Source organism: Solidesulfovibrio carbinolicus, assembly GCF_004135975.1.
Lineage (GTDB): Bacteria > Desulfobacterota > Desulfovibrionia > Desulfovibrionales > Desulfovibrionaceae > Solidesulfovibrio > Solidesulfovibrio carbinolicus.
Map to the genome: position 1 here is coordinate 811415 of NZ_CP026538.1, position 18588 is coordinate 830002.

15 protein-coding genes are annotated in these 18588 nt (G+C 68.2%); 7 read left to right on the forward strand and 8 right to left on the reverse strand.

Annotated elements, in window-relative coordinates:
• Positions 1-115: 115 nt before the first annotated feature.
• The 3 genes from C3Y92_RS03655 to C3Y92_RS03665 all read right to left on the reverse strand — a co-directional run bounded on the left by C3Y92_RS03655 (position 116) and on the right by C3Y92_RS03665 (position 3923).
• Positions 116-1468: a TolC family protein gene (locus tag C3Y92_RS03655; protein WP_129349594.1), complete on the reverse strand. Its 1353-nt coding sequence runs from the start codon at positions 1466-1468 to the stop codon at positions 116-118.
• 2 nt (positions 1469-1470) lie between these two features.
• Positions 1471-2847, reverse strand: a complete 1377-nt coding sequence (locus tag C3Y92_RS03660; protein ID WP_129349596.1) for a multicopper oxidase family protein — start codon at positions 2845-2847, stop codon at positions 1471-1473.
• A 77-nt stretch (positions 2848-2924) separates the two neighbouring features.
• Positions 2925-3923 (reverse strand): glycosyltransferase family protein, encoded by a 999-nt coding sequence (locus C3Y92_RS03665; RefSeq protein ID WP_129349598.1) that lies wholly within the window; start codon positions 3921-3923, stop codon positions 2925-2927.
• A 92-nt stretch (positions 3924-4015) separates the two neighbouring features.
• Here C3Y92_RS03665 and C3Y92_RS03670 point away from each other — a divergent pair, with 92 nt between their 5' ends.
• The gene (locus C3Y92_RS03670) at positions 4016-5344 is read left to right on the forward strand and encodes an ATP-dependent 6-phosphofructokinase (RefSeq protein WP_129349600.1); all 1329 of its coding nucleotides are present in this window, start codon (positions 4016-4018) and stop codon (positions 5342-5344) included.
• A gap of 107 nt (positions 5345-5451) precedes the next feature.
• Positions 5452-6516, forward strand: a complete 1065-nt coding sequence (gene cobT / locus C3Y92_RS03675; protein ID WP_129349602.1) for a nicotinate-nucleotide--dimethylbenzimidazole phosphoribosyltransferase — start codon at positions 5452-5454, stop codon at positions 6514-6516.
• A 315-nt stretch (positions 6517-6831) separates the two neighbouring features.
• On the opposite strand, the gene C3Y92_RS03680 is transcribed toward cobT, so the two are convergent.
• The 5 genes from C3Y92_RS03680 to C3Y92_RS03700 form a co-directional block, all read right to left on the reverse strand.
• Complete coding sequence (locus C3Y92_RS03680; RefSeq protein ID WP_235669604.1) at positions 6832-7983, reverse strand: cytidylyltransferase domain-containing protein; 1152 nt, start codon at positions 7981-7983, stop codon at positions 6832-6834.
• A complete protein-coding gene (locus tag C3Y92_RS03685) occupies positions 7980-10628 on the reverse strand; it encodes a glycosyltransferase (RefSeq protein WP_129349606.1) in 2649 nt (882 codons plus the stop codon). Before C3Y92_RS03685 ends, C3Y92_RS03680 begins: the two co-directional genes overlap by 4 nt.
• Positions 10625-12430, reverse strand: a complete 1806-nt coding sequence (locus C3Y92_RS03690; RefSeq protein WP_129349608.1) for a glycosyltransferase — start codon at positions 12428-12430, stop codon at positions 10625-10627. Before C3Y92_RS03690 ends, C3Y92_RS03685 begins: the two co-directional genes overlap by 4 nt.
• Positions 12431-12615: 185 nt before the next feature.
• Complete coding sequence (locus tag C3Y92_RS03695; protein WP_015862430.1) at positions 12616-12924, reverse strand: isoamylase early set domain-containing protein; 309 nt, start codon at positions 12922-12924, stop codon at positions 12616-12618.
• Between the two features lie 138 nt (positions 12925-13062).
• On the reverse strand, positions 13063-13458 hold the full coding sequence (locus C3Y92_RS03700; protein ID WP_129349610.1) for a response regulator: 396 nt from the start codon (positions 13456-13458) through the stop codon (positions 13063-13065).
• 204 nt (positions 13459-13662) lie between these two features.
• Between C3Y92_RS03700 and C3Y92_RS03705 the strand changes: the two genes are divergently transcribed.
• The 5 genes from C3Y92_RS03705 (at position 13663) to tsf (ending at position 18364) form a co-directional block, all read left to right on the forward strand.
• Positions 13663-14376: a lysophospholipid acyltransferase family protein gene (locus C3Y92_RS03705; RefSeq protein ID WP_129349612.1), complete on the forward strand. Its 714-nt coding sequence runs from the start codon at positions 13663-13665 to the stop codon at positions 14374-14376.
• Positions 14373-16028: a ribonuclease J gene (locus C3Y92_RS03710; protein WP_129349614.1), complete on the forward strand. Its 1656-nt coding sequence runs from the start codon at positions 14373-14375 to the stop codon at positions 16026-16028. The genes C3Y92_RS03705 and C3Y92_RS03710 overlap by 4 nt, the downstream gene beginning before the upstream one ends.
• 16 nt (positions 16029-16044) lie before the next feature.
• Positions 16045-16818 (forward strand): fumarylacetoacetate hydrolase family protein, encoded by a 774-nt coding sequence (locus tag C3Y92_RS03715; protein ID WP_129349616.1) that lies wholly within the window; start codon positions 16045-16047, stop codon positions 16816-16818.
• A gap of 154 nt (positions 16819-16972) precedes the next feature.
• Positions 16973-17749, forward strand: coding sequence for a 30S ribosomal protein S2 (gene rpsB / locus C3Y92_RS03720; protein WP_129349618.1), 777 nt, complete (start codon positions 16973-16975; stop codon positions 17747-17749).
• 12 nt (positions 17750-17761) lie between these two features.
• Entirely contained in the window at positions 17762-18364 is a 603-nt protein-coding gene (tsf, locus tag C3Y92_RS03725; protein ID WP_129349620.1) for a translation elongation factor Ts, read from the forward strand.
• The last annotated feature ends 224 nt before the right edge of the window (positions 18365-18588 follow it).

The window sequence follows — 18588 nt, forward strand, 5'->3', positions numbered from 1 at the left end:
CCTTGGGTTGTTGGAGGGCCGCGACGTTCTGGCGGGCGACAGGCCGCCAGACGCGGCCGGTCGCCCCATGATAGCCTGGAAGGTTGCCCGAGGAAAGATTTTTCCGCGTCCCGGATCAGGCTCCCGGGATGGGGCCGCCCAGAACGAACTCCAGCCGGACCAGGGCTTGCTGTTCGGCCAAGAGCGCCTGGTTGTGGCGCAGCCGTTCGCGCAAAAGCTCCAAGGATGCCTCCAGGGCGGTCAGCTCCGAAAGCTGCATGGCCCCGGCGTAGGTTCCGGCCCACTTGGCCGCCCGGGCGGCCGGGGGCAGCACGCCCGTTTCCAGGGCCTCGGCCGTGGCCCTGGCCAATCCGGCTTCCTCCAGGGCGCGCAGGGCCTCCTCGGCGGCCCGCCCCCTGGCCTCCTCCACCAGCCGGGCGGCCTGCCGTCGCAGGTGGTCGGCCTTGGCCTTTTGGGCCTGGTTCTGGTCGAAAAGCGGCAGCCGCACCGACGCGCCCGGGCCGACGGTCCGGTTGCTTTCGATGTCGAGGTCGTAGCCCAGGCCGATGTCGAAGTCCCGCAGCCACCGGATGTTTTCCAGGGCCACGCCGCTTTGGGCGGCCTTTTCGGCGAAGGTCGCGGCCTGGACGGCCAGATTGTGGGCCTTAGCATAGGCCGAGGCCTCGCCGGCCGGGGGCAGGGGCACGGCCTTGGCCGGAACCTCGCCGGCGATGTCCAAGGGCTGGGCCGGGTCGAGGCCGGTCAGCCGGGCCAGCCGGGCCTTGGCCACCTGGAGCCTGGCCCGCAGTTCGGCGGTTTCCAGGCCCGCCTTGGCCGTGCCGGCTTCCAGAGCGGCCACCCGGGCGTCATCGGCCAGCCCAAAGGATCGGTAGTATTTGGCGGCCTCGGACAGTTTCTTCACCTGTCCGGCCACCTCGCCGCCAAGGGTCAGGGCGCGCTTGGCGTAGGCCACCTCCAGCCAGGCCAGCCGGGCTTCCCGGGCGGTCTCGCAGGCCCTTAGTCCCACCAGCAGGATGTCGCGTTCGAGTTCGGCCTGGGCCTTGGCCGTGCGGTCCTTCACCTGGGCCAGATCGGACACCGAGGTCATGGCCGTGGCGGCCAGACTGCCCAGGGGACCGCCGGCGAATAGCGGGAACCCGAACAGCACGGCCAGGGACGGATTCTGGGGCAGCCCGGCCTGGACCACCTCGGATCGGGCCACGCCGATGTCCTCGAACCGGGCCTGGACGCCGGGGTTGTTGACCAGGGCCAGACGCACGGCGTCGGAGAGCGTCATGCCCCGGGCGGCCACGGCGGCGGCTTGCCCGGCCACGGCCGCGTCGTCCTCGGGGGTGCGCCGCCACAGGGGCTGGACCCCTTCGCGTTCGGCCACCACGGCAGCCATTTTGGCGAAATCGGCCGCCGGCTCCACCTTGGCGCAGCCGGCGGCCAGGAAAACGAGCAGCAGGGGCAGGAAGGCGCGTCCCATGGCTAGTTGCCTCCGTGGCCTTGGTGGCTGTCATGTCCGGCCTGGGCCGGGGCTTTCGCGTCATGCCCGCCGTGTCCGGCCTGGGCCGGGGCGTGTCCGGCGTCATGCCCGCCCTCGGCAGCGGCCACCTCGAAAAGCATGGTCATGCCGCCCATGGGCATGACACCCATGGGCACGGCGGCGTGGGCGTTCACGGTGTGGTGCAGCTTGTGGCAGTGCAGGTGCCAGTAACCAGGATAATGGAAGGTGAATTCCACGTCGCGCACGGTCCCGGGGGCCACATTGACGGTGTTGCCCGGCCATTGGGCCGATTCCGGGATGGGGCCGCCCTCGGTGCCGGTGACGCGCCAGGTGACGCCGTGGAGGTGGATGGGATGGGCGTGCATGTTGGACAGGTTGGCGATCCGCAGGCGCACGGTCTGGCCGACCCTGGCCGTCAGCACGTCGGTGGACGGCGCGGCCTTGCCGTTTATCGTGAACCAGTTGGGGTCGGTGGAGGTCACGTCCACGTGCTCGTTGCCGGGATAGAAAAACCACTCCTGCAGGAGCAGGCCGTAGTCGCGGTCCACCCGGCGCGTGCCGTCGGCCGGATGGCTGATGAAAAAGCCGCCAAGGCCCATGCCCACCTGCTTTTTCTCGTTAAACGAGGAGTGGTACATGAACGTGCCGACCTGGTTGACGGTGAATTCGTAAACGAAGCTCTGGCCTGGGCGGATGGGCGGCTGGGTCAGTCCCCCGACGCCGTCCTGGTCGTTGGGGATCTCCAGGCCGTGCCAGTGGACGCTGGTGGCCTCGGGCAGCTCGTTTTTGACGATGATCCGCACTCGGTCGCCCTGGATGACCTCGATGGCCGGGCCGGGCATGGAGCCGTTGAATCCCCAGAGCTTGGCCGGCTTGGGGATGTCCATGCCGTGCATGGCCCCCTTGGCCTTGTGCCAGCGGTCCCACAGCGAGCCTGGGCGCGGCGGCCCGTCGAGCAGCAGCCGGGTCACGGGCTGGGCCGTCAGGCGAAAGACCTTGACCTCGCCGTCGCGCTCAAAGCCCAGGCTGGGGATATGGGGTGTGATGACCTCGCCCTCGCCCTTGCCGGTCAGCGGCGGGGGCGGGGTGATGGTCACGGCCGGATCGCGCCAGGGAAAGATGACGCCGCCGTGGCCGCCATGTCCGCCTGGACCGGCCGGTCCGGCCGGCATGGCACGGCCGGCGTGGGGAGCGGACTTGGCCAGGGCCGGGGCGGCGGCCAGCATTGGGGCCAGGGCGGCCAGGGAGAGGAAGCGGCGGCGCGCCGGCCGCGTGCCGGCCGCGTCGTCGGGCGTGTTGTCGGGCGTGTCCGGGCGACGTGGCAGCCGGGAAGCGAGACGGTGGAAAAAACCGGCCATGGGAACTCCTTGCCTGGGGCGGGAACTGTTTCCTACCATTGTAAGCAACAATTCGCCGCGAAAGGCAAGGGCCGCGTTCAGCCGACGAGGGTACGCCAAATACCGGCCAGCGCCTCCTGCTGGGCCTGCGGCCCATAGGCCGCCGCCGTGGCCGCCGCGTTCTCCAGGGCCGCAGTCAAGGCCGGGCCGCCTTCGTTCCAAAGCTTCGCCGCCGCCTCCAGACACAGCGTCGCCCCGAAAACGTCATTGTCGGCGGCGTAAAAGCCGTTGCCGCCCCAGGGGACGTCGCGCAGGTGAACCGACGGGACGTAGCCGCCCGGGCCGATGGGGCGCATGTAGTCGAAGCCGCCGAAGCCGGCAAAGCCGGCCACGACGCAGCCGCAGGCAAATGCCTCCAGGGGCGGCAGCGGGCAGCCCTCGGGAAAGCCCGTAGCCAGAAACACGTGGCAGCCGCGCAGGGCCTGGGCCACGCCCTGGCGCGTAAGCCCCTCGATGGCCGCCCATTCGAGGGCCAGCCCGGTCCGGACGGCCCGGGCCGTGGTGGTCTGGCGGATCATGGCCGCCAGGGCCTTGTTCTTGCGCGGCATGTAACCGACGCGTACCGGGTCAGGAGCCGGCTTTTGGGCGGGCGGGAAAAAGAGCGCCGGGTCAATGGCCGGGCGCAGCACCGGCGGCAGGGTTCCGGTCGCCAGTTCGATATAGCGGGCCACCGGGTCGGACACGGCGAGAAAAGAAACCGGCAGCCGGTCCCAAGTCACGCCGCCCGGCAGGCCGTTGTGGAAGTAGGCCCAGTTCTGGCAGTAGACCAGACAGCGCGCCCCGGCGGCCAGCCCCGGGGCCAGGGCGTTGGGCCAGCCCTCGGGCACGACGTAGACGTCGTCCGGGGTCAGGCCGGCGGCGTCCAGCCCGACCGTCGGCAGTCCCGGCGGCAGGGCCAGGGGCGGGGCGGACGGATCGCGAAGGACCAGGGCCACGTCCTGGCCCAGCCCGGCCAGCCCGGCCGCGACCTCGGCCAGCACGGCCAGCCCTCCGGAAACCGTTTTAAGCGGCGGCAGGAAAATAAACGTACGCGTCAAAAGGCCTCCCAAGGCCGGTTGCCGGGAACCGGGCAAAAGGCTACGACCCCAATGATCGTCCAACGCTTTTTCTGATGCCGCAAGGAGTCCTCATGCGCAACACCCAGGACGCCGCCCTGATCGAACGCCTCACCCCGGCCGACGCGGCCGTGCCCCAGCTCGGCCAGGCCGCCTGCGACAGCCCCAAGTGTTCCGGGGCCTTTATCGAAGACGAATCCGGAGTGCTGGTCGGCATCAGCCGCCATAATCTGGCCGACCCCCAGGCCGTGCCGGTCTTTTTCGAGGAAGCCGGCCCGCGCCGCCAGCTCTTTTTTGCGCCCCACAAGACCAAGGTGGCCGTGGTCACCTGCGGCGGCGTGTGCCCGGGCATCAACGACGTCATCCGCTCCATCGTCATGGAGGCCCATCACCACTACGGCGTGGCCGCGGTGCTTGGCATCCGCTACGGCCTTCGCGGCTTCATCCCGGCCTGCCGCCACGACGTCATGGAGTTGACCCCGGACGCCGTGGCCGAGATCCACGAATTCGGCGGCACGATCCTTGGCTCCTCGCGCGGCCCCCAGGCCGTGGACGAGATCGTGGACGCCATGGAGCGCCTGGGCATCGGCTTTTGCGTCTTCATCGGCGGCGTGGGCACCATGCGCGCCGCCTCGGCCATCATGGCCGAGATCACGGCCCGCGAACTGCCCATGGGCGTGGTGTGCATCCCCAAAACCGTGGACAACGACATTCATTTCGTCTCGCGCACTTTCGGCTTCGCCACCGCCGTGGAGCAGGCCGCCGAAGCCATTGCCTGCGCCCATGTCGAGGCTTCGGGCGCGCCCTACGGCATCGGGCTGGTCAAGCTCATGGGCCGGCAGTCGGGATTTATCGCCGCCGAGGCCAGCATGGGGCTTAAGCACGTCAACATGGTGCTGGTGCCCGAGGATCTGTTTGCCCTGGAGGGGCCGGGCGGGGTGCTGGACGTGCTGGAAAAGCGCCTGCGTTCCCGGGGCCATGCCGTCATCGTGGCGGCCGAGGGCGGCGGGCAGCATCTCGTGGACGACACCGGCCGGTTCGACCCCTCGGGCAATCCGGTGCTCGGCGATTTCTGCGGCCTGCTCGCCGCGCGCATCAAGGCCCACTGTAAGGCGGCCGGATTGCCCATCACGCTCAAGGCCATCGACCCCAGCTACATCATCCGCTCCGTGCCGGCCAACACCGCCGATGCCGTCTACTGCGGCTTTCTGGGGCGTCTGGCCGTCCACGCCGGCATGGCCGGCAAGACCGGGCTCATGATCGGCTCGGTCAACGACCGCTTCGTCCATGTGCCGTTGCCGCTCGTCACCGGCGAGCGCAAGCGCGTGGACATCGCCTCGGACTATTGGCAGGCCGTGCTCGATTCCACGGGCCAGCCGCGTTTTGCCCAGGCCGGGGGCTGATGCCCGGCTTAGGGCTCTTGAATCCGCATCCAAACGGCGCTACGCCAGCAGCGGCCGGAAGGCGATCCTTCCGGCCGCCCGGTTTTGCATCCCCAAAAGGAGTCTCCATGTCCCGCGTTTTGTCTGAAGTCCTGGCCGCCGTGCGGCCCGTGGACCAGTCGCTTTTTCCCGTGGCCGCCGTCCATCTCGACAACCTCACCAAACCGCGCGGCAGCCTGGGACGCCTGGAAGAACTGGCGGCCCGGCTGTTCGTCATCAGCGGTGGCGTCAAGCCGACCGTTGACCCGGCCCGCATCTACGTCTGCGCCGGAGACCACGGCGTGGCCGCCGAGGGCGTGAGCCTTTTTCCGCAGGAAGTCACCCGCCAGATGGTGGCCAATTTCCTGGCCGGCGGCGCGGGCATCAACGTCCTGGCCGCCACCGCCGGCATCGACCTGCGGGTGGTGGACGCCGGCTGCCTGGGCGAACCCTTCGCCCCTCATCCCCGGTTCGCCGGCGCGCGGGTGGCCTCGGGCACGGCCAATCTGGCCGAGGCCCCGGCCATGACCCGGGAGCAGTGCGAGGGGGCGCTTTTGCTTGGCGTGTCCCTGGCCGAGGCCGCCGCCGCCGAAGGTGTGCGAGCCCTGGGCACGGGCGACATGGGCATCGCCAACACCACGCCGTCCACCGCGCTTTTTTGCGCCTATCTCGGCCTTTCCCCGGCCGAGATCACCGGCCCGGGCACGGGTCTGGACGCCGGAGGCGTGGGCCGCAAGGCGGCCATCGTGGCCAAGGGGCTTGCCCTGCACGCGGACGTCGTGGCCGGCGGCGACCCCGTGGCCGTCCTGGCCTGCCTGGGCGGCCTGGAAATCGCCTGCCTGGCCGGGCTGGTCATCGGCGCGGCCGCCTGCCGGCTGCCCATCGCCGTGGACGGCTTCATTTCCACCGCCGCCTACGTGGCCGCCCGGGCCATCTGTCCCACCGTGGCCGACTACGCCGTCATCAGCCACGCCTCGGCCGAGCCGGGCTACGCCCCGATCATGGCCGCCCTGGACCAAAAGCCGCTTTTGGACCTCGGCCTGCGCCTGGGCGAAGGCACCGGCGCGGCCCTGGCCCTGTTCCTCATGCGCTCGGCCTGCAATATCTACAACGATATGGCGACCTTCGCCTCGGCCGGCGTGAGCGAAGGGTAGGGGGAGAGAAGAGGGAAGAAGGAGGATGCCCCCGGCCCCCCCGATTGGAGAAAAGGGTAAAGGGGGCTGGCGGGGAGGCCGGTTGCGCTCCGGGGCAGGCTGGTCGCTGGCCTTGCCTGGGGCGGATGCCGGCGTCGCCGAGACAGCCGGAGACCTGGCCAGGGGGGTGCGTACAAGGCATTCCACAGCCGTCTCTGCCCCTGCGGCAAGCGATAATAAAAAATGGTTCTCGGCTGTTCTTCCTGTCCCGAACAAACGTCAACGCCGCCTCGGATCGCTCCGGGCGGCGTTTAGAATTCGAGGCGACTTGCGCCTTCAATCCTCCAGCCGGTACGGCCCTTCATAAAACGCCTCGCCTTCCATGTCGGCGACAAAACGCACGCGCGCAGCCGGGATAAGGTGGTCGGCGGCATCGGCCGGCTGGCCAAGACTGCTTCGATCCACCGGCTCGGGCGGTTGATGCTGGGGGGCGTCGCGCGGGATGATCCGCCACACCGGGCTTTGTTGGTAAATGGGCAGACAGTGAGCGGTGTTGGCCGTTTGGATGTAGCGCGGCGACCAGGTGTGGTCCTTGGCTTCGGGGTTGAGAAAATGCAGTTCCGGCAGATCGCTGACCAGTCGGGCCGTGAACAGCGGCGGTCTGGGCTTTTGCAAAAGCAGCGGCGGACTGGCCGGATCGGCCAGGAGCTCCGGTCCCAGCCAGCGCAAAAACGCGGCCACGTCGGCTCCGGCCGGGGTTTGGACGAAATAGGGCCCGACCGCCGTGGTCGTCGCCGGAGTCAGGCCGTAGCGCGCCCCGGCCAGGATGCGCCGAGCCAGGGCCAGATCGGCCGCGTCGTCGATGTCCAGGGTTTCGGTCAGGCCGACGTCGAGGCGGTACTCCCGCTCGCCCAGGCGATAGCCCATGTACATGGCTTGAAATCTCGGGGTTTCCCGCCGCCAGAGCATGTAGCTTGTGGAGGAAAACCGCAGCAGATTGGGAAAGCCGGCAAAAACCGGGGCAAAGCCGCTGGCCGCGGGGTAGAAGTAGTCGCGGTCCCAGTGCTGTTCGGGCCGCACGGCCTGGACGCGCAGGGCGTGGCCGGTGTGGATGGCGGCGGCGGCTTCGCGCAGCCGGTCGGCCGTGCGAAAAGGGAAGGTCGGCATGAAAAGTCCAAGCCATTGGAGGTCGGGCCGATTTTCGGCGTAGTGCTCGGCCACCAGATGCAAGGGCGCATCGTCCCCGGCCAGGGACTCGGGGCGCATGAGCACCGAAACGGCCTCGGCCGGATACCGCGAACGCACCATCTCGGCCACGACCGGGCTTTCCGTGGACACCGTGACGTCGGCGAACACGCCGCTAGAAAGCAGCACGTCCAGGGTGCGGCAGACCAGCGGCACGCCGCCGAGTTCGATGATGTTCTTGCCGGGCAGCCGCTTGGAGCCCATGCGGGCCGGAACCAACGCGCCGATGCGCATGGCGCTCATCCTTCCTTGTCGGGCCAAAGCGCGGCCCGGTGCTTATCCAGGGCGGCCCGCGCCTCGCCCAGGTATTGCTCGTGACCGATCACGGCCCGATTGGCCCCGTGGCGGCGGTAGCCGCCAAGGAGCCTGTCCACGACGACCAGGGGGGCGCGGGCGAAAAAGCGCAGCCACAGCTCGAAATCCCCGGCCAGGGGAAAGGCCGGATCGAAGCCGCCGCCGGCCGCAAGCCACAAATCCCGCGAAAAAAACGTGCTCTCCTGCTGGATAAAGGCCCGGAAGTCGCCGCCGTAGAAGATGTCCGGCGACCACTCGGGCAGGTCGGGCCGCACCCAGTCGAGTCTGCCCGCGGCGTCGAAAGCGGTGGGCCGGCCGGTGATCCAGCGGGCGGCGGGGTCGGACAGGAAGGCGTCGGCGACCTTGAAAAGCGCCAGGGGATGGAGCAGGTCGTCGGCGTTGAGCCAGCCCAGGATGTCGGCGTGGCTGCCGGCCAGGCCTTCGGCCACGGCCGGATAGTGGCCGGCGTCGGGTCGGGAGCGCCAGCCGGCCAGGTGGCGGGCCTGGCGGCGGATGAGGGCCGGCGACCCGTCGCGGCTGCCGCCGTCCAGGACTAGGTAGGCGAGGTTGGGGTAATTTTGCGACAGCACGCTGTCCAGGGCCGCTTCCAGAAACGGGGCCTGATTGAGGGACGGCGTGACCAGCCCGATGGCCGGCAGCGGCCTGCGGGAGAGGATTTCCGGCAGCCCGAGGGTGGTTACGGCGTCGCGGGCGACCTGGACGGCCGGGGCGTGGCCGGCGGCGTCGGCCGCCGGGGGCTGGAGCGGCAGTTCCTCGACCGTGAAGAACAGGTTCCAGGAAAAGGCCCGGCCGAAGGCGGCAAAGGGGACGCCGGTGATGGGCCGCCAGTTGCGCTCGTAGGCGGCCTGGGAAAGATAGTGCCAATCCGGGTCGGCCAGGGCGTCGCCAAAGGCGGCCAGCTCGTCGCGCCGCCCGAGAAGCGCCAGCAGGTAGGGCAGAAAGCCGCTCGTCCAGTGGCCGCCCGGCTTGGCCACCACGTCGAAGAGGTGGAGGTGAAAGCCTGCGGGCTTGCCCAGACGGGCCAGATCCCCGGCCATGGCCCGCCAGGCGTCCGGGGCCTCGGGCACGTGTTCCAGGGCCGAGACCGAGATCACGGCGTCGAAAGCGCCATCCGGCAATTGGGGGGAATAATCTCCCAGTCCGGCCCGCACCAGCCGGCCGGGATGGTCGGCAGGCACGGCGGTCGGACCATTGCCGGCCCCGGCCAGGGGATCGAGGTTGGTGTAGTCGAAGCGCCGGGCCAGGGCCTGGCCAAGGGGCGAGACGCCGCCGCCGATCTCCAGCACTCGCGCTCCCTCGGGCAACGAGGCGTAAAGCACCTGCCAGGCGAGCTGGTGCTGGTAGTATTTGAGATCGGCCAGGCCGGCATCGCGGAAAACGAGTTCCGGCGGCGGCGAGAAGGCCGCGAAATGACTTTTTTTCGAATACCGCCAGGGAGCAAAATCCCGGCCCGAGGCCAAGGGCGGCCAAGGGTGGCCGGTTGCCGCCAGCTGGCGCTCCCGGCGGCCGGCCTGGACGGCTTCGGGCAGGGCGACGGCGACAAAACGCCGGCCCGGCCCGTCCAGGGACAATTCCGGCTGGCGGCGCACCGAAGCCGGATCGGCCAGCAGCCGCGCATAGGCCGCGACATAGTGTTCCACCCGGGTCTTGGCGGAAAAATGGCGCATCAGCCAGTCCCGGCCGGCCAGGCCCAGGTCCTCGGCGGCGGCGGGATCGTCCAGCAGTCCGGCAATGACCGGCCCGGCTTCTTCCAGACGCACGTTTAAAAAGGGGCAGCGCGGCGTGCCGGCAAAGGCGGCCAAAAGCTCCAGGCAGCGGCCGTCGAGAAAGGACAAGACCGGCTTGGCCATGGCCAGCCCTTCCAGGCCCGTCAGATGGTAGCTGCCGCTGGCCAGATCGTCGATGACGACGCGTGCGCGGCGTTTGCGGGCCAGGGCCTGGGCCAGGGGCAGGCCCGTGACCAGGTCCGACGTGACGCCGCGCTGCCGGGCCAGCCGGGCCAGCAAGGCCCGGACCTCGGGGGCGGCCTTGGTGTTCCAGCGGTCCTCGAAGGCCCCGACCGCCTTGGTGTGGCTGAAAAAGACGTCCACGGCCGGCGGCGCGTCGGCCGGCTGATAGGCCGGTTCGTCCTCGGGCACGAAGTTGGGCACGATAAGGGCGCGCGGGTAGAGCCGTTCGGGATACTGGGCAATGACCAGGGCGGGCAGGGGATCGGCCAAAAGCGCCTGGACGGCAATGCCCATGGTGCCGGCCACCAGGGCCGGGGTACTGTGGAACTGCCGCACCACGGCCGCGCCACGTTTGGCCAGGGCGGCGAAGTCGATGGGCGAAAAGGTGGTCGAGGTCAGGTCAAGGTAATTGTGCAGATGGAGGATGTCGGCGGTCTCGGCCAGGGCCAGGGCGGCGGCGGGGTCGTCGGCCAGAACCACGTCGCGGCCGAACAGGCCATAATCCACAGGTTCGATCAGCCGGGCGTCCAGACCGGCATGGCGGGCCTGGGCGCGAACCAGCCGCAGGGGCATTCCGGCCAGGGGCGAGGCCGAGAAGTGGACCACGCGCAGGGGACAGCTCATGGCGCGGTCTCTTTTGCGGGCAGGACTATCCCCCGCTCAGCCAGGGCGGCGGCCAGGCGTCCGTCCGGATCGGCGGCGGCCAGCCGGCGGGCGAACCGGGCCGTCTGGCCTTGGGCCATGGCTGCCTGGGCGGCGACCAGGGCTTCCTCGACGCCTGGCTCGCGGCGAAACGCGGCCAGATTGGCCAGGGCCAGTTCCAGGCCCAGGGACCAATCGCCGGGGCGGTGAAGGGAGAGATTGGAGAGCAAGCCCACCCGGTCGGCCTGGGTGCCGGGATGGCGGCGCAGGATGGCGGCCAGCCGGCGGTCGGGCTCCAGGGCCTCGGGGCGCAGCAGCTTGGCTGCGATCAGGCATTCGGCGGCGTTGTCCGGCACAAGCTGCTTGGGGTCAAAGGTCGTGCCCGGGGCGGCGTGGCGGACGGCACCTTCCAGGGCGGCGGCGAAAAAGACCAGGGCGTCGAAGGGGTCGTCCAGCCGGGCGGCCCGGGCCTTGCCGGTCGCGCCCACAAAGGCGGCGTAGGCCCGGCGGGCGGCCTCGGGGTCGCCAAGCCGGTAGCCGGCCAGGCAGGCCACGGCGGCCACATGGGGGTTTGCCCGCAGATCCGGCCGGGCCAGACAGGCTCCGGCCAGGTGGGCGTAGAGATCCCGGCTGCCCAACCCGGCGGCGGTGTGGAGCAGGGCGGCGGCCACGGCGGGCGTGGGCGGGGCGGCGGACAGGCGTTCCCAGATTTCCGGCGCGCCAAGGGGCAGATGCCCCGCCCGCCACAGGGCGAAAAGGGTCAGGGCCAGGGCCTCCCGGGTCTGGGGACCGGTGGCCGGCCTGCCCGGCGAGGCGGCGGCCGCCTCGGCCAGCGCCAGCAGAGCCTGGGCCCGGTGGCGGGGCAGGTGGCGGTCGGCCACGGCGGCGTGGGCGGCCCGGCCCATGGCCTCGGCTGCTTCGGGATGGCGGGCCAGGAAGCGTATCTGCTCGTCGAGTTCCAGCACGTCGTCGTAGTAAAGCGCCTCGCGCCCCGGGACGAACAGCCTCTCCACGCCGGGCGGCTGGCGTTCGGTCACCGGCAGGCAGCCGCTGGAGGCGGCTTCGAACAGGCGCTGGTTGACCTCGCCGGCGATGCACTCGTTGGGGCAGGCCCGGGCGTCGTCGTAGACGGCGGCCAGGGCCGGGCCGTGGGCGTCCTGACAGGGGACAAGCCCGGCGGCGGCGAGGTGTTCGGCGAACCAGGCCCGGCGGCGGCGGTGTGGGGTGATGCGGCCCACGAAGGCCAGGGCGTGGCGGCGGTCGGCAAAGGGCACAAAGGGCCGAATTGTGCCGTGCCAGGTGATCCAGGCCGTGCGCGGCCAGCCGGCTTCGGCCAAGGGGACGGCCTGCTGGGGCTGGGTGGAGGCGACGGCGTCAAAAAGCCGGGCGTAATGGCGTTGCCAGAAGCCATTGAGGTGCGGATCGCGGGCCCAAAAAAGGGTCGGGCATGGGGCGGCCTCGACATCGGTCAGGATGACCCGTTTCCCCAGATGCTCCTGGTGGATGACGCAGTCCGGCGGCTCGGGCAGTCCGGCCAGGAGCTGCGGCAGGCTGACGACGCCGGCCGGCGGGTCGAGAGTGGTTGCGGCGATGCCCAGCCCGGCAAAGGCCGAGTCCAGGGAGGAGTGGATGAGACAGACGTTGCGTATCCGGGCGGCCATGGCTGGGGGAGGTTTGTCCCGCGCCCGGCGGGCCTTGGCGAGACGTTTGAGCGGTTTGGCCCGTTTGGGCGTCCGGCCGCCGTGGCTGGCCTGGCCGGTTGCCGTCCTGTGTCGGAAATCCACCCGGCCCGTGTCCGGCCCCGGTTCGTGTCACCGGCGCCGTTCCTGGCGGCCCCAAGGCCTCGGTTCCGGCTCTCCCCGCCACAGGCCCGTCAGGTCCTTACGCCACAGCGGGCGCTTGGCGCTGCCTGGCCGCGAGCATGCGGCTTTCCCGGAAACCGGCGGCCGTATTTTCCAGGGGACGCGGCCTAGACCACGACCACGGAATTTTCGCAGTCGCCAAAGGGGCTGAAGGCGTACTTGTCGGCCTCGGGGTCGCTGATCCAGACTTCCCCGTCAATCAGATAACGGAACTGGTATTCGCGGCCGGCGGGCAAATCGAGGGTGGCGGAAAACGAGCCGTCCTTCTGGCGGCGCATGGGCGCGGCGGCCACGTCCCAGTCGTTGAATTCGCCGACAAGATGGACGCCGGAGGCGTTTTTGGCCTGTTCCTTGGTCAAGGCGAAGGTGACCTTGCACACGGGTTTGCTTTTGAGCGGCTTTTTTTTCAGCGACATATTCTCTCCTTGGGGCGACGGCTCCAAGCCGACTGGACGGCCGGCGGCACGGCGCAATGTGGAGGCATAGCCAGGAGGTATCCCCTCCGGGCGGCGAAGTAAAATCTTTTTTGGGAAGATCGCGTCACGCCGCCAGGTTTATAGGACGGATTCCTTTTTGAGCGTTTCCAGCATGGCCGCCAGATGCAGGGGCTTGGTGAAATAGCAGGTGGCGTTGCCCCGGAAAAACGAAGTGGCCACATTTTTGACGTCGTCATGACAGGTGATCATCACAACCTTGGCTTCCTGGCCCGGGGCCACGGCGCGGGCGCGTTCCAGTTCGCGGATGGCGGCCAGGGCGGCGTGGCCGTCCATGACCGGCATCTGGATGTCCATGAAGACGACGCCAAACGGCTTGCCGTCGTTCAAGGCCAGGGTGAAAAGATCCACGCCCTCGCGGCCGTTGCCGGCGCAGACGCACTCGCCGAACGGGGCCAGGGTGGCCCTCAGGGTGAGCTGGGAGAGCGGATCGTCGTCCACGATGAGAATTTTCATGGCGCCCCCTTGCAATCGGTCTGCCTAAGCAGGCAATCCGCTTCATGTGATGCCAAAAAAGCGTTGGCGACGCAAGGCCGGCCGGCAATACCCGGAGGGCGCACCGCAAGGCTGGATTTTTTCGGCGCTGGGCACTAGGATGACAGGCGGCCCGGCCAGCCCCGTCATGGGGCGGCCCTTTTCCCTTGGCAAACGGATGCGACTATGCGAGCTGTGCTGTTCAAATTGGCGGTTGTGCCGCTGACGTTTTTTTTCTCCAGCCTGTGCTGGCTGACCGCGCGCCTTGGCCGCGACGGGCGGCTGTCCCATGCCGTGGAGTGCCTGTGGGCCAGGTGCCTCGTCTGGACGTCCGGCGTCCGGCTCGAAGTCGATCTGTCGGCCCTTGATCCCGGCCAGACCTATATTTTCATGGCCAACCACCAAAGCCACATGGACATCCCGATCCTGTTCGCAGCGCTGCCCGGCTGGAATTTCCGCTTTCTGGCCAAGGAAAGCCTGTTCAAAATTCCGGTCTTCGGCCCGGCCATGCGCCGCATGGGCCACGTGGCCATCGACCGGGGCAACCGGCGCAAGGCCATGGAATCCATCCAGGAAGCCGTGGACCTCGTTTCCCGGGGCATCGGCCTGTTGGTCTTTCCCGAAGGCACCCGGTCCATGGATTATTCGAAGCTTCAGGAATTCAAGACCGGCGGCATGATCGTGGCGCTCAAGTGCCAGGCTCAGGTGGCCCCGCTGGTGCTCGTGGGGTCCGGGGGGGTGCTGCCCAAGCACGGCCGCCGGTTGACCCCGGGCGTGGTGCGGGTGCGGGCCTTGCCGCCCTTTGACGCCGCCGCCCTGTATACGCTCAAGGAACGAGAAAATTTCAAAAACGACCTCTGGGACCGCATGGACGCGGCCTATCAGGAGATGCGCGCATGACAGGCTCCCCCGCCGTGACCCTCTATCCCTTGGGCGGCCTCGGCGAAATCGGGCTCAACTGCATGGCCCTGGTTTCCGGCGATTCCATGATCGTCGTGGACTGCGGGCTCATGTTTCCCGACGATTCCCTTTTCGGCATCGACGTGGTTATTCCGCGTTTCGATTTCATTTTGCAAAACCGCGACAAACTCAAAGGCATCGTGCTGACCCACGGCCACGAGGACCACATCGGCGCCCTGCCGTGGCTTATGCGCAGCTGCGACGCGCCGCTTTACGCCTCAAGCTTCACCCTGGCCCTGGCCGGCAAGAAGCTCGAAGAGCATGGGCTTAAGGAATTCACCACCTGCCTGCCGGTTTCGGCCGGCGACACCGTGACCCTTGGCGACTTCAAGGTCACCTTTTTCCCGGTGTGCCACTCCATCGTCCACGGCTTTGCCCTGGGCATCGAAACCCCGGCCGGGCGCATCGTCCACACCGGGGATTTCAAGATCGACCGCAATCCCCTGGACGGCCACGCCACCGACCTCGACGCCATCAAGCGGTTTGCCGGGGACGGGGCCATGCTGCTGCTGTCCGACTCCACCAACGCCGAGCGCGAGGGCTTCGCGCTGACCGAGCGCGAGATCAAGGCTGCCCTGGGCGATATTTTCGCCACCTGTTCCGGCCGCATCGTGGTGACGCTTTTTTCCAGCCACATCCAGCGGATGCAGGAGATCTACGATCTGGCCCACGCCACCGGCCGCAAGGTGGCGGTCTCGGGCAAGAGCCTTTTCACCAACATCGAGATCGCCCGGGAGCTGAAACACCTGCGAGTCCCTCCCGGAACCGAGGCGAGCCTTGAGGAACTGGCCAGTCTGCCCGACGAACAGGTGGTGCTGCTGGTCACCGGCTCCCAGGGCGAGCCGCTCTCGGCGCTGTCCCGCCTGGCCTACGGCGAACACCGGCAGGTGAAGATCCAAAAGGGCGACACCGTCATTTTGTCCTCGCGCTTCATCCCGGGCAACATCCGGGCCATCACCCGGCTCATTAACCGCCTCTACAAGCTCGGGGCCGAGGTGCTCTACGAGCGGGTCCAGGCCATCCACGCCTCGGGCCATGCCCATGCCGACGAGCTGCGGCTCATGCTCAAGACCGTTTCGCCCAAGTTTTTCATCCCCATCCACGGCGAATACCGCCATCTGGTCAAGCACGCCCGCATCGCCGTGTCCTGCGGCGTGGCCCCGGAACGGGCCTTGGTCATCGAAGACGGCCAGCCCGTGACCTTCGCCGAGGGCCTCATCCGTCTGGAGGACGCCATCCCGGTGGAGCACATCTATGTCGATGGCAAGGGCGTGGGCGATGTGGGCGTCACCGTGCTCAAGGAACGCCAGCTCTTGGCCGGCGAAGGGCTGGTCATCGTGGTGCTGGTGGTGGACGAGAAATCCGGCGAGCTGACTTTCGGCCCCAACATCCTGTCCAAGGGGTTCGTTTTCGAGCAGCACTACAGCCATGTGCTGGAAGACGCCAAATGCATTGTCCTGGACATCTACGAAAACGTGCCGCCCGGCCAGTCCGATCTGCTCAAGGAGCGCATCCGCTCCGCCTTGCGGCGGTTTTTCCGCAAGATCCTGGAACGCGACCCGGTGGTCGTGCCCCTGGTCATCACCCTGTGACGCGGGAGAACCGTTCATGAAGGTCTTGCGGGTGCGCCATGGCGACGCCGCCTTTTATGCCCAGCTGCTCATGGAGCAAAACGCCGTGCGCTGCCTGGACAAGACCCTTGGCCTGGACGCGCCCATCCCCCTGGCCGAGGTGGCGGTGCTGGCCCCGGTGACGCCTTCGAAGGTGATCTGCGCCGCCGGCAACTTCCGCGACCGGCTGCGCGAGATGGGCCGCGATCCGTCCGATGGGCCCATGCTTTTTTTAAAGCCGCCCTCGGCCGTCATCGGTTCGGGCCAGGCCATCGTGCTGCCGCGCGCCTCGGCCCGGGTCGAGGCCGAATGCGAACTGGCCCTGGTCATGGGCCGGGCCTGCCGCAACGTGGCCCCGGCCGACGTGCCCAAGCATCTTTTTGGCCTCAGCTGCGCCAACGACGTCACGGCCGTGGACCTGCGCGAGCGCGACGAAACCCTGGGCCGGGCCAAGGGCTACGACACCTTCGCTCCCATCGGGCCCTGGATCGAGACCGAGCTCGGCGATCCGGCGAGCCTGACCCTGCGCCTGCTGATAAACGGCCAGACCGTGCAGACGGGGTCCTGCGCCGACATGGCCGTGGGGCCTTTCGAGCTGGTGAGCTTCGTCTCCTCGGTGATGACCCTTCTGCCCGGCGACGTGATCCTGGCCGGTTCGCCGGCCCGGCCGTGTCCGCTGGCCCCGGGCGACGAGGCCCGGGTGGAGATTGACGGGGTGGGGGTGCTCATCAATCCGGTGCGGGCCGAAGGCGAGGCCGCGCCCCTGCAGTAGGAAATTCGCGTCCGGTCCGTCCGGGCGCTTGCCTTTTCGAGAAAAGCGGACTACAAGCCGCAGTTCTCCAAACACGCACGCCCCGCGAGCCAATCCTGGGTGCCGGATGGTCCGGCCCAAATTCCGGGGCGGAGGGAAAACCCAAGGAGTTCCCATGCCTTACGTTACCATGAAGCAGCTGCTTGAGACTGGCGTCCACTTCGGACACCAGACCCGTCGCTGGAATCCCAAGATGCGCCCGTTCATCTTCGGGGCCAGAAACGGCATCCACATCATCGACCTGCAGCAGACCGTCAAGCTGTACCAGAAGGCCCACGACTTCATTTCCAACGTCGTCGCCGGCGGCGGCCGGGTCATCTTTGTGGGCACCAAGCGCCAGGCCCAGGAGTCGGTGAAAAAGGAAGCCGAGCGCGTCGGCCAGTTTTCCGTCACCAACCGTTGGATGGGCGGCATGCTCACCAACTTCCAGACCATCAAAAAGAGCATCGACCGCATGAAGACCCTCGAACGCATGTTCGAGGACGGCTCCATCAAGCGCTTCCCCAAAAAGGAAATCGTCATGATGGGCCGCGAAGTGGGCAAGCTCAACGATAACCTGGGCGGCATCAAGCACATGGATCGCCTGCCCCAGGCCGCGTTCATCATCGACCCCAAGCGCGAAGAGATCGCCGTGCAGGAATGCCGCAAGCTCGGCATCCCCATCGTGGCCGTGGTGGACACCAACTGCGATCCCGACGTCATCGACTACGTGATCCCGGGCAACGACGACGCCATCCGGGCCATCAAGCTTTTTGCCGCCAGCATCGCCGAAGCCTGCATGGAAGGCGCTGCCCAGAACAAGGACGACGAGCCGGTCGCGGACAAGGACGAAAAGCCCGAAGCCGCCCCGGTCGATGAAGCCGAAACCGCTACCGAAACCACCGGCGAGTAGGAGGATTCCCCTATGTCGGCTATTTCCGCTGCCAGCGTGAAGGCCCTGCGCGACAAAACCGGCGCGGGCATGATGGATTGCAAGAAGGCTCTTGGCGAGTGCAACGGCGATGAAGAAAAGGCTGTTGCCTGGCTGCGCGAGAAGGGGCTGTCCAAGGCCCAGAAGCGCGCCGGCCGCGCCACCTCGGAAGGGGTGGTTGGCTCCTACATCCACTCCAACGGCAAGCTCGGCGTCATGGTCGAGATCAAGTGCGAGACCGACTTTGTCGCCCGCTCCGAGCGCTTTTTGGAGTTCGCGAAAAACGTGGCCATGCAGATCGCCGCGGCCAACCCGGTGTGCGTGACTCCCGAGGAAGTGCCGGCGGACCTGCTGGCCAAGGAACGCGAGATCTTTAAAAACCAGGCCATGGAAGAGGGCAAGCCCGAAGCCATCGCCGAGAAGATCGTCGACGGGCGGGTCAAGAAGCTCTACAAGGAAATCTGCCTGTTGGAACAGCCGTTTATCAAAGACGACAAGGTCACCATCAAGGACCTGATGAACGAACTCGTCGGCGTCATCGGCGAGAACGTCCAGATCGGGCGCTTTAGCCGCATGGCCCTGGGCGAGGACGCCTAGGCGGCCACGCACCGCTGATCAAACGGGCCGCAAGGCCCGTTTTTTTTGAGTCGCAGAGCGAACCCGCCAGGGTTTCGCTTGCATCGCGGCCCGATGCGGGCAAGATGGCGCAACCGCCCTGCCGGGCGGACGCCGCCTTGCCCCATCGGACACGCCGCCAACGGTTGTCGTCTGTTCGGGAGGGGGCGGACGGCCCGGAGGCGGCCTACGGCCGACCGGAGCGC